The following is an 11,806-nucleotide window of genomic DNA, read 5'->3' as shown; positions in this document are numbered from 1 at the left end:
TGGGAATGTCCTTTCGTGCAAGGAGACATGCGAAAGCGGGCCCGGGCGCCGGACGTGCGGCGGTCCCGGACCGTCAGCCGGTTCAGTCGGCTGTCAGATGCATGACATGCGCATCGCCGCGGTCGTCCGGGATGTCCGTCTCTCGGCGGGACGGACGACGACGCGCGGACGCACGGCTGCTGACGCAGCCTCCAAGCTTCGGAACGCATCACGGCGTTCCTGCATTGCTCGCATATGAAGGGTCCCATCCTGATCGGATTGTGGGGGGAGGACCGGATGTCGGGTGGTGCAGCCGGCCGGTCCGTCACGCGTTCCGGTCGGCAACGCCAGCCTCGGGGTTCACTGTGACACCCCACCTTCATCTGCGTAACGCTCTTATTACGCCGCGCTGTCCGAGCCGATTCGTTGCGCGCTACCACCCGGTAAGCACTGACCTATCGGCTATACCCAGTAAGCGAGTTGATGAGGGAAATAGGACAGATCGTGCACTTCTGACGCGCCGACGCCCCGCACGGTCCCGGCGCCTTCGAGTCGAAGGGGAAATGGAGGTTCGTACCTATGGACGATCTGTTAATCTGCCCGCTCCTGGATGTTCCTCCATCTCTTCTCCCCCCAAAGCACCCTCCAGCGCCGGGTGCAGCGAGGTGTCCCGCACGTGTACAGCACTCCGTTTTCCCCTGCAGAGGCCAGATCCGCGCGGGCCCGCGTGGGCCTGACCACGGCTCAGGTCGCCCAGTCCATGACGGCCTGCGGTGCGCCGGTCCGGCCCGAGCTCATCGAGGCCTGGGAGTACGGCTCCCAGGTCCCGACCGAATCCCAGCTGTTCGCCCTGGCGGACGTCCTGTGGTGCCCGCCGACCGCGCTGATGGGCGTCGAGCCGCGGACCCTGGCCGAACACCGGATGTCCCGTCAGATCGGCGTGGACCGGCTGGCCCAGCTGATCGGCATGGACCCGGCGGCCTACCGGGCGGCGGAGGCCGCGAACCGGTGGAACGGTGACTACCGCCAGACCAAGGCCCTGGTGGAGGCGCTGGGCCTGTCGCTGCGGAAGCTGATCGGCGTGATGGGACGGGACGAGGAACTCGCCGGGCACCTGCGGTCGGCCATCGAGGGCCGCTGGAAGGCACACGTCGGACCGGTCATCGAGATCACCACGCTGAACAAGACCCGGGTGAGCGACGCGCTGCGCACCATGCACGCGGAGTTCGCGGAGTTCTCCGAGCGCTACATGGGACACCTGGTGGCACGCAACGACGACTCCCGCCTCAAGGAGGTCGCGGCCGAACGGTCGGCGTACCTGCGCCGGCTGGCCGACCACTTCTGGGAGCTGATCGGCGAGGCCGGCGAGGCGCCGCCGTTCAACACGGTGACCGCCTACTAGACGGCTCCGGGAGCGCGGCGGGCGGGGAAGGGTGCGGGCCCTTCCCCGCCCGCCGCGCGTCCGGGGCCGCGCTCAGCGGGCCGGCGTGCCCCAGTGGGGGCCCTCGGGTCCCTGCGGGTGCTGGGGGCCGGGCGGGAAGTGCCGGGCCGGGCCGGGCGGCGGGAAATGCTGCGCCGGGTCGGGCGGGAAATGCGCGACCGGGCCCTGCGGGTCGTACGGGGCGGCCGCCGGGCCGGGGACGCCCAGGGGGTCGGCGGCGCCCACCGGGTCCTGGTCGGCCGGCGAGGGGTACGCCGCGTCCGCCGGCTCCCCGTCGTCCTCCATCTCGTCCCAGTCGATCTCCACCGAGTTGCGGCGGGTGAAGACGTTGAAGAGCAGGTTCAGCAGGATCGCGGTCAGACCGCCCAGCGTGATGCCGCTGTTGAGGACGGCCCGGACGCCTTCCGGCATCCGCTCGAAGAACGGGGCGACGGCGGTCGGCAGCATCGCGGCGCCGAGGCTGACCGCCAGGATCAGTGCGTTGCGCTCCTCGCGCAGGTCCACCTTGCCGAGGATCTGGATGCCGACGGTGGCGACCATGCCGAACATGGAGATCGCCGCACCGCCGAGCACCGGATGCGGGATGGCGGCGACCAGGCTGCCGACCTTCGGCAGCAGGCCCAGGGCGATCATGAAGACACCGGCCGCGACCACGACGAACCGGCTCATGACCCGGGACATCCGCACGAGGCCGATGTTCTCGGCGAATGCCACGTAGGGGAAGGAATTGAAAAGACCGCCGAGAAGGGTCGCGACGCCGTCCGCGCGCAGCGCCCGGGCGACCGTGTCGTTGTCCACCCGCTTCCGCGTGATCTCCCCGATGGCATAGACGTCACCGGTGGTCTCCACCATCGTGATCAGCATGACGACGACCATCGCGATGATGGGGAACGGCTCGAACTTCGGCATTCCGTAGTGGAAGGGCGTGCTGACGCCGAACCAGTCGGCGTTCTGCACCGCGCTGAAATCCACGTCGCCGAAGGCCCAGGCGACCGCGGTACCGCCGACGAGGCCGAGCAGCACGGCGAGGCTGCTCAGATAGGGCTTGCCTATCCGGACCACGGCGAGGATGAACAGCAGGGTTCCCAGGGCGTATCCGAGGTTCTTCAGGTCGCCGTATTCCGGCTTCCCGATCAACTGCGCACCGCCGGCCGCGTCCTGCAGGGCCTGCGGTATCAGCGTCATGCCGATGATGGTGAGGATGGTGCCGATGACGACCGGCGGGAAGTACTTCACCAGCTTGCTGAAGAACGGCGCGAAGAGGAAGGTCGCGATGCCCGCGGTGATCACCGCGCCGTAGACGACGAGCAGTCCGGCGGTGCCGCCGCCCGCCCCCTGGCCGATGGCGATCATCGGGGAGACGGCGGTGAAGGTGACGCCCTGGACCAGCGGCATCCTGGCGCCGATCTTCCAGACGCCCAGGGCCTGGATGATCGAGGCGATGCCACAGGTGAAGAGGTCCGCGTTGATCAGGTAGACGAGTTGTTCGTGGGAGAGTTCCAGGGCGTTCCCGAGCAGGATCGGGACGATGACCGCGGCCGCGTAGAAGGCGAGGACGTGCTGGAATCCGTAGAGGGTGAGTTTGCCGACGGGGAGCACCTCGTCGACCGGATGCGTTCTCTCGTTCGGGAACTGCGGCTGATGCTGTCGGGAGACTCGTGCCATCTCTGCCTTGCCTTCAGGAGGTAGGTGAATAAGAAGGACCGGCGCCGTCGCGTCCCGGTGAACGGACGGGCCGGCTGGGTCTTACAAAGCCGACGTTGAACTGGTGTTGCCGACACCACGTAGCCCTGCGCTGCACATTGCGTCCTGGTTCGGCAGGACTTCCTTCGATCAGCGCAGCAATGTCCGGCATTTCCTTGGAATTTGCGGGTGGCGGCCAATCGGATCGCTCACCTTAGTTGACCTTCGACCTTCCTCGCGAGTAACCGGTGACGTTCGCTCGCATAAAGCCCTCATAAAGCCCGCCTTCGCGCATATAAAGCGGGATCGCCGCTTGAATTTCCGTTTTGGGCGGCAGCCTTGCCAGGGCCTTTGCCGCGATGGCGGCGATATGGACCACGGCCACGGCCGGGCGCGGACGGGCGGGGCCCGGGCCGCCGCCGTAAAATCCTGGTATGGCTGAGCGGCCGGAGACGCCTACCGCGCCCGAGCTCGTCGTCGAGTCCGACGGCGGCACCCAGGTCATGAATCCCGCCCGGATCTACCACGTGGGGCGGGACCCGCAGAGCGAGGTCGTGCTGAGCGACGCCCGGGTTTCCTGGCACCACGCGGTGCTGCGGGCGGAGGGCGGCCACTGGACGGTGCGGGACGAGAACAGTACGAACGGGACCTTCGCCGACGGGCGGCGGGTCGAGGAGTCCGGGGTCGGGCCGGGCAGCGTGATCCGGTTCGGCAACCCCGCCGACGGGCCCTGCGCGGTGCTCTCCCAGGTGCCCCGCCCGGAGCCGGTCCGACGGCCGTCCGCCGTCTCGCACCCCGCCGGCACCCACACCTTCCGCAGCCCCAGTTCCGTGCGGCCGATCCCGGCCGCCCGGACCACCCGGATCGGCCGCGCACCCGACAACGACCTGGTCGTCGACGATCTGTCGGTCTCCCGTCGGCACGCCGAGCTGCGGGCCGGCCCGGAGGGCTTCGAGATCGTCGACCTGGGCAGCCACAACGGCACGTACCTCAACGGCCAGCCGGTCGACCGGGCCCCGCTGATCCCCGGCGACATCATCGGCATCGGCCACTCCGCGTTCGCGCTGGTCGGCGACGAACTGCAGGAGTTCATCGACACCGGCGAGGTCTCGCTGGACGTCCAGGACCTGACCGTCCGGGTCGACGGCGGCCACCGGACGGAGAAGACGCTGCTGGACCGGGTGTCGTTCCCGGTCGGTGAGCGGACGCTGCTCGCCGTGGTCGGCCCGAGCGGCGCGGGCAAGTCGACGCTGCTCAACGCGCTGACCGGGCTGCGCCCCGCGGACGACGGCGCGGTGCTCTACGACGGCCGTGACCTCTACCGCGACTACGCCGAACTGCGCCAGCGCATCGGCCTGGTGCCGCAGGACGACATCCTGCACCTTCAGCTGACCGTGCGCCGGGCGCTCGGTTACGCGGCGCAGCTGCGCTTCCCCGAGGACACCGCGAAGGCCGAACGGCAGGCCCGGGTGGACGAGGTGATCCACGAACTGGGCCTGGACGCCCGGGTGAACCAGCCGATCCACAGCCTGTCGGGCGGGCAGCGCAAGCGGGTCAGCGTGGCGCTGGAGCTGCTCACCAAGCCGTCGCTGCTCTTCCTCGACGAGCCGACCTCCGGGCTCGACCCCGGGATGGACCGGTCGGTGATGCATATGCTGCGCGGTCTGGCGGACGACGGCCGCACGGTCATCGTCGTCACCCACAGCGTGCTCAGCCTGGACGTCTGCGACCGGCTGCTGGTCCTGGCGCCGGGCGGGACCATCGCGTACTACGGGCCGCCGGAGGAGGCGCTGCCGTACTTCGGCTTCACCCAGTGGCCGGAGGCGTTCGAGGCCTTCGAGAACGAAGTCGACCGGGACTGGGCGGGTACCTACCGGGCCTCGCCGCAGCACCGGCGCTACATCGCGATGGACACCCACCAGCCGCCGCACGCCCCGGAGGCGCCGGCCGGATCGGTGGCCGCGCACAAGCCGCAGAGCTGGGGCGCCCAGCTGCACACGCTGGTGCGCCGGTACGCGGCGGCGCTGACCGCGGACCGGACCTTCCTGATCATCATGGTCGCGCTGCCGTTCGTGATGGGTGCGATGGCGCACGCCCTGGCCGGGTCCTCGCTCACGCCGGACACCGCGCTCAACGCCCTGCTGATCCTGTGCGTCGGGGCGGTGCTGACCGGTGCCGCCAACGCGGTGCGCGAACTGGTCAAGGAACGGACGATCTACCAACGGGAGAGAGCCGTCGGCCTGTCCCGCTCGGCGTACCTGATGTCCAAGGTGCTGGTGCTCGGGCTGATCACGGTCGTCCAGGCGGTGGTGCTGACGCTGGTCGCGCTGACCGGGGTGAAGCTGAACGCACCCGGCGGCAAAGGGGTGTTGCTGCCTGCCCTGATCGAAATCATCCTCGCCGTCGCGCTGTTGGCGTTCACCGCCATGATGCTCGGCCTGGTGGTGTCCGCGCTGGTGCGCAAGGAGGAGGTCACCATGCCGCTGCTGGTCCTCCTCGCGATCGTCCAGGTCGTGTTCTGCGGTGCGCTGCTCAAGCTGAACGGCGTGCCGGGGCTGGAGCAGCTGGCGTGGCTGGTGCCCTCGCGGTGGGCGCTGGGCGCCATGGCGGGCACCATCGACCTGCACCGGCTGCTGCCGGACCCCAGCACCGCGGACCCGCTGTTCCGGCACACCGCCGGGGTCTGGCTGCTCGACATGGGCATGATGGTCGTGCTCTCGCTGGTCGCGGGCTTCGTGGTCACCCGGCTGCTGCGGCGGCACGAACCCGAGATCATGCGCCAATAGCAGCGAGGAGCCGCCTGTGACCGCCCCCGCTTTCCTCCCCAGCCATGTCGTCCCGCCGGAGGGTATGGCGACGTGGTCGGCACCGGACGCGACCATGCCGAGCGCACCGCTCGATCCGCTGCTGCCGGTCCAGGTCCTGGAGCGGCGCGGCGACTGGGCCCTGGCGCTGTGTTCCAACGGCTGGTCGGCCTGGGTGGACGGGCGGCTGCTGCTGTCGATCCCGCGCGATCCGCCGTCCGCCGCACAGCCCGCCGCCCGGACCGCCGACCCGCGGCCGCTGCTGAGCGCGGCGGAGGGGGCGCTGACCCGCTACCGGCGGCTGGTCGAGGAGCTGGCGGCCGGTCAGCTGGACGGGGAGTCGTTCGCCGAGCGGACCCGGGGCCAGCGGATCGGGGTGGTCGTGGACGGTGACGCGCTCTGGCTGTACGACGCCCGGCACGAGCGGTGGTGCTACTGCGACGGGGTGTCGTTGCAGACGTACGCGGTGGGGTCCCGGCCGTCGTCGCGGAGCGGCGAGGACGACGCACCGGCCACCTCCCATTCGGCCACTCCCCCGCCGGGTGAGTACCTGTGAACGGCGCACCGGACGATCAGGACCGGTCGCGCACCACGGCGCCCGACTCGTCGGGGCTGCGCGGGCGCCGGATCGCCGAGTACCTGCTGCAGGACGAGATCGGCCGGGGCGGGATGGCGGTGGTCTACCGCGCGGAGGACCTGCGGCTCGGCCGGACCGTGGCGGTGAAGCTGCTGGCGCCCGAGCTCGCCCGCAACGACAGCTTCCGGCAGCGGTTCGCGCACGAGTCGCGGGTGGCCGCGGCGATCGACCATCCGCACATCGTGCCGGTCTTCGAGGCCGGTGAGACCGAGGGCATGCTCTACATCGCGATGCGGTACGTCCAGGGAAAGGACCTCGCGGCGCTGCTGGCCCGCGAGGGGCCGCTCTCGCTGGAGACCACGTGCCGGATCGCGCTGCAGGTGGCCTCCGCGCTGGACGCGGCGCATGCGCACGACCTGGTGCACCGGGACGTCAAACCGGGCAACATCCTGATCGCCGAGGGGACCGACAGCGACCGCCCCGAGCACGCCTATCTGACGGACTTCGGGCTGACGAAGAAGTCGCTGTCGCTGACCGGGCTCACCCGGGTCGGCCAGTTCGTCGGCACCCTGGACTACGTGGCGCCCGAGCAGATCTCGGGCCGCCCGGTGGACGGCCGGTGCGACGTCTACAGCCTGGCCTGTGTGGTCTTCGAGATGCTGACCGGGGCGCCGCCGTTCCGGCGGGAGGACGACATGGCGCTGCTGTGGGCCCACATGAACGCCGAGCCGCCGGTCCTCACCACCCGGCGGAAGGATCTGCCGCCGGCCGTCGACCCGGTCTTCACCCGCTCACTGGCCAAGACGCCGGACGACCGGTACGAGACCTGCCGGGGCTTCGTGGCGGCGCTGCGCGCGGCCGGGCGGACCGTGCCGCCGCCCAAGAAGACGCCGCCGGAGGGTCATCAGGCGACCAAGGTGGACACCGGGCCGGTCGTGGCCGGCAGCCAGGCGGCCGGGAGCGACCGGCGCACACCGCCGCCCCCACCGCGCTGGGCGGCCCCGGTGTTCCGGGGCCGGACGCACTAACGGTCCGGGCCGTCGTCCCGTACCTCACCGCGGTGCCGGACGCCGCGGGCCAGGAGGCTGCCGAGGAAGCCGGTGACCAGTCCCCAGGCGGCGCCCACGCCCACCAGCCGGAGGAGCTGGGGCTGCAGGGTGACCCGGCCGCCCAGGTTGCCGCCGAGGTCGCCGATGCCGATCAGGGAGAGCCCGTAGTGGGCGTACACCCGGGTGAGCATGCCGACGACGAACAGGGTCAGCGCGAGGGCCACCGCCAGGTCCACGGCGTGCCGCCAGGCCGGCCGGCGGGCCGGGGAGCGGACCGCGGCCAGGAACGCCGCGGTCAGCAGGACCACCGCTGCGATCACCGGCAGCCACCAGACGCGGCCGTCCTGTTCGGCGAGCGACCCGAGGTCGAGGGTGCCCTGCTCGTGGGTGCGCAGCACCTGGTCCAGGACGTGCGGCAGGGGCAGTCCGATGGCTTTGTCGACATGGCCCGTCCAGCCGCCGCCGGTCCCGATGCCCAGCGCCATCCAGGCGAGGTTGGGCAGCCCGAGGAAGACCACCGCGAGGGTGTCGGTGGGGTGGTCGCCGGTGATCAGCTCGATGACGGCGATGACCAGCGCGATCGCCACGTAGACCAGCAGGGTCAGCACCATGGCGAAGGCCGGCGGCCGGAGCGAGTCCTGGTAGTGCAGCAGCCGGGAGGAGAGCGGGGCGCGGCGGGAGACCAGGAAGGTCAGCGCGAGCACCGCCAGCACCCACAGCAGCCCGAAGCCCAGTGTCGCGCCGAGGTCGGGTCGGAAGCCGACGGTGGGGGTGGTGCCGAGTTCGGCGCCGATTTCGTCGGCGAGGTCGTTGCCCACCGAGATCTGGAAGCTGTGCCGGGCGGCGAGCGCGATCAGCAGCAGCAGGACCAGCCAGCACACGGCCGTACGGGCGATGCGGGCGAGCAGTTCCGCCGTGCCGGCCACCGCCCGGTGGCGCAGCGGCAGCAGGAAGACGGCGGCGGTCACCAGCGCACCGGCCAGGGTGACCGAGAGCGGGACGACGTCGAGCGCGGCGTCCGCCTGGACGATGATCCCGGCGTCACCGGTCAGGCCGATCGAGCCGCCGGCGCCGACCACGACGGCGGCCGCCACGACGGAGGGGAACGCCCCGCCCGGCAGGTCGGTGGCGCCGGCCGCCCACAGGCCGAGCGCGGCGACCACGATCATGGTCAGGAGGCCGGCCGCGGCCGCCCCGAGGGCCTGCCCCCAGGCCCGGAGGGCGGCCGGTACGCCGCCGGGGCGGACCGGTCCGGGTCCGGCCGGGGCGGGGCCTCGGATCTGGCTCACGCGCTGCCTCCTCACCTTCCCCGGCGCGCAGTAATTGCGACAACTGCCGCAATTACCTCATCCGTCGAACGCGCCCGCCACCGAAGGCACGCCCCCTTCCGTACGCGTGCGGCCGCGTCACGTACGCGTCCCCGTCGCCCCGCTTGCGGACGGCGCCGATCTGAGGCAGACAATTGCCTATAAGGGGAACAAACGCACCACATCCGCGTGGCCGGATGGCCCTGTGCCGGAAGAGGGACCCGTGACATCTCCACCGCCGCCCGACAGCCACCCCACGGGGCCGCCCACCGGTCCCCTCTCGGGCCGGCCCTCCGGTCCCTCGCGCGAGCCGACGCAGGTGGGCTCCGGGCCCGGACGCCCCCAGCCGCAGCCCGGCAGGCCGGAAGGGCCGAGGCCGCCGGGCGGCCGGGGCCGCGGCGGCGGGGGCGGCGGCTGGGGCGGCGGAACCGGGGGCGGCAGTCCCTGGTGGCGCTCCGCGCCCCGGGTCGCCATCGTGGCCGCGGCGGTCGTCGCGGCGGTGATCCTGACCATCGTCCTCACCCGGCCGGGCGGCGGCTCCGCCTCGGCCGAGCTGTTCGCCGAACCGGCCGGCGCGACCGGCCAGAACCCGGTCACCGCCTCCACCGCGAACGAGTCCACCCCGGCCCCCTCGGTCCGCCCCGTGAAGCCCTCCCAGGGCACCAACAGCCAGATCCCCGGCTCGATGCCGGGCCTCTACGGCGGCACCGAGCACACCGCGAGCTGCGACGTCGAGAAGCAGATCAAGTACCTGGAGAGCCAGCCGGCGAAGCGGCAGGCGTTCGCCGGGGCGCTGGACAAGGCGCCCGGTGACATCCCGGCGTACCTGCGGTCGATGACACCGGTGCAGCTGGCTTACGACACCCGGGTCACCAACCACGGCTACAAGGACGGCAAGGCGTACCCCTTCCAGTCGGTCCTGCAGGCCGGCACCGCCGTCCTCGTCGACAGCTACGGGGTACCGCGGGTGCGCTGCAAGTGCGGCAACCCGCTGACCGGGCCGGAGGCCCTGGCGAAGGGCGCCAGGACGACCGGTCAGACCTGGCCCGGCTACCAGCCCACCAACGCGGTCGTCGTCACGCCCGCCCATTCCGAGATCCAGGAATTCACCCTGCGCAACCCGAAGACCGGCCAGTGGTTCAAGCGCCCCAAGGGTGAGACCGGCGTGGCCGCGGACCACCCGTCGGCCCCGCCGAAGGAGACGCCCAGCGGTCCCCCGTCCTCGATGCGCCCGTCCGGACCGCCCGCACCGGGCGAGACCGTCCCGGGCTCCCCGACGACGGAACCCGGCACGCCGCCCTCCGGTGGCTCGTCCCCGCCGGAGACCAGTCCCGGCGGCTCCAGCTCCGAGGGCGGGACGACGCCCGAGACACCGAGCACCCCCAGTGAGGGCACGACCGGCGGCGGATCGTCCACGGGCGGTGAATCGTCCACGGGCGGTGAATCGACCGGCGGGTCCTCACCGGGTGGCTCCACACCGGGCGGTTCCACCCCCGGTGGCGGGTCGTCAGGCAACGAGTCCCACCCGAGCGGCGGGCAGGAGACCCCGGCCCCGGCCACCTGACGCGGCCACCGCACACCGCTCGATATCGAACCGTGTCCTGAAATTCCGGCGCGGCGGACAACCTCCACAGCGGACACACCCTCTGCATAGGCGGCGGGTGCATGGGCAGCCTTGACGGTTCCCCCCTTACCAGGGCCGGGCCCCGCCACTGTCAGCGTTCTGCTTTGGAGGGACCCCCGTGCATCCCGCACTCCGCCGCCACCCCGCCCGGTTGATACCCGTCGTCGCCGCGGCGGCCGGTCTGCTGACCGCGTGCGGCGGTGGCGGCGCCGGCTCGACGAAGGCCGACGAGCCGCCGGCCAAGGTGACCGTCACGCCGGCCGCGGGCAGCAAGGCGGCCAAGCTCGGCTCGGCGATATCCGTGCGGGCCGCCGGCGGCAAGCTGACCTCGGTCGACGTCAAGGACGACAAGGGCGGCACGGTCGAGGGCCGACTGTCCGGTGACGGTACGTCATGGACCTCCGCCGGCAAGGTCAAGCCGGCGACCACCTACACCGTACGGACCCGGACGACCTCCGACCAGGGCCGGAAGGCCGCGGCCAGCTCGACCTTCACCACCGAGAAGGCCGACCGGATCAACAAGCTCACCAACACCCCGGGCGGCGGCCAGACCGTCGGCACCGGAATGCCGATATCGATCCTCTTCGACCACCCGATAGCCAAGGACCGGCGCGCCGAGATCGAGAAGGCGCTGAAGGTCACCACCCGGCCGAAGGTCACCGGCGCCTGGGGCTGGGTCAAGGACTACTCCGGCAAGGACCGGATCGACTGGCGCCCCAAGGACTACTGGCCGAGCGGCACCAAGGTCTCGGTGAAGGGCGCACTGTCCGGCATCAACTCGGGGGACGCCGGCGGCTGGTTCGCCCGCGACTACAACTTCGGCTTCAACATCGGCGCCGACCACAAGGCCGTCATCGACGTACCGGCGCACCGCCTGACGATGTACGAGAACGGCAAGAGCGTCGGCACCATCACCGGCTCCGCGGGATCCCCGCAGGACCCGACCCGCGGCGGCGTGCACACCGTCCGCAGCAAGAACGCCGCCGAGACCATGGACTCCGCCACCATCGGCCACGGCGACGAGTGGATGCTGGACTCGCAGTGGGTCACCCACCTCACCGCCTCCGGCACCTTCCTGCACTCCGCCCCCTGGAACAAGTCCCTCGGCGTGGTCAACAACAGCCACGGCTGCTTCGGCATGACCACCTCGGACGCCAAGAAGGTCTACGACTTCCTGACCATCGGCTCCACGGTCGAGGTCAAGGGCACCTCCAACCCCAACAAGACCGACGTCGGCAACGGCCTGGAGGTCTGGCAGGAGAGCTGGCAGCAGTGGCAGCAGCGGAGCGCCCTGAAGTAGCCTCCGGGAAAACCGCGCCTTCCGGCCCCGGTACCGGCACCG

Annotated in this window: 8 protein-coding genes; 6 read left to right on the top strand and 2 right to left on the bottom strand. The window is 71.4% G+C overall.

Going from position 1 to position 11,806, the window contains the following annotated elements:
• Positions 1 to 655: 655 nt before the first annotated feature.
• The gene (locus ACGF4C_RS05175) at positions 656 to 1,381 is read left to right on the top strand and encodes a transcriptional regulator (RefSeq protein ID WP_393563378.1); all 726 of its coding nucleotides are present in this window, start codon (positions 656 to 658) and stop codon (positions 1,379 to 1,381) included.
• Between the two features lie 72 nt (positions 1,382 to 1,453).
• Here ACGF4C_RS05175 and ACGF4C_RS05170 read toward each other — a convergent pair whose 3' ends face one another.
• Positions 1,454 to 3,085: a nucleobase:cation symporter-2 family protein gene (locus ACGF4C_RS05170; RefSeq protein WP_393563376.1), complete on the bottom strand. Its 1,632-nt coding sequence runs from the start codon at positions 3,083 to 3,085 to the stop codon at positions 1,454 to 1,456.
• Positions 3,086 to 3,537: 452 nt separating this feature from the next.
• Between ACGF4C_RS05170 and ACGF4C_RS05165 the strand changes: the two genes are divergently transcribed.
• From ACGF4C_RS05165 to ACGF4C_RS05155, 3 genes are read left to right on the top strand one after another with little or no spacing between them, the layout of a single operon-like run.
• Entirely contained in the window at positions 3,538 to 5,889 is a 2,352-nt protein-coding gene (locus ACGF4C_RS05165) for an FHA domain-containing protein (RefSeq protein ID WP_393563375.1), read from the top strand.
• Positions 5,890 to 5,905: 16 nt separating this feature from the next.
• Positions 5,906 to 6,463, top strand: coding sequence for a hypothetical protein (locus tag ACGF4C_RS05160; RefSeq protein ID WP_393563373.1), 558 nt, complete (start codon positions 5,906 to 5,908; stop codon positions 6,461 to 6,463).
• The gene (locus tag ACGF4C_RS05155; protein WP_393563371.1) at positions 6,460 to 7,512 is read left to right on the top strand and encodes a serine/threonine-protein kinase; all 1,053 of its coding nucleotides are present in this window, start codon (positions 6,460 to 6,462) and stop codon (positions 7,510 to 7,512) included. Before ACGF4C_RS05160 ends, ACGF4C_RS05155 begins: the two co-directional genes overlap by 4 nt.
• Here ACGF4C_RS05155 and ACGF4C_RS05150 read toward each other — a convergent pair.
• Positions 7,509 to 8,822, bottom strand: coding sequence for a streptophobe family protein (locus ACGF4C_RS05150; RefSeq protein ID WP_393563369.1), 1,314 nt, complete (start codon positions 8,820 to 8,822; stop codon positions 7,509 to 7,511). The two genes, ACGF4C_RS05155 and ACGF4C_RS05150, sit on opposite strands and share 4 nt — an antisense overlap.
• A gap of 493 nt (positions 8,823 to 9,315) precedes the next feature.
• Between ACGF4C_RS05150 and ACGF4C_RS05145 the strand changes: the two genes are divergently transcribed.
• Positions 9,316 to 10,404 (top strand): DUF6777 domain-containing protein, encoded by a 1,089-nt coding sequence (locus tag ACGF4C_RS05145; RefSeq protein ID WP_393563367.1) that lies wholly within the window; start codon positions 9,316 to 9,318, stop codon positions 10,402 to 10,404.
• A 178-nt stretch (positions 10,405 to 10,582) separates the two neighbouring features.
• The gene (locus tag ACGF4C_RS05140) at positions 10,583 to 11,764 is read left to right on the top strand and encodes an Ig-like domain-containing protein (RefSeq protein ID WP_393563365.1); all 1,182 of its coding nucleotides are present in this window, start codon (positions 10,583 to 10,585) and stop codon (positions 11,762 to 11,764) included.
• The last annotated feature ends 42 nt before the right edge of the window (positions 11,765 to 11,806 follow it).

Origin of the sequence: Streptomyces sp. NPDC048197, assembly GCF_043202395.1 — a bacterium.
Lineage (GTDB): Bacteria > Actinomycetota > Actinomycetes > Streptomycetales > Streptomycetaceae > Streptomyces > Streptomyces siderophoricus.
Note: the sequence above shows the minus strand (reverse complement) of the source record. Positions and strands in the feature narration are given on the sequence as shown.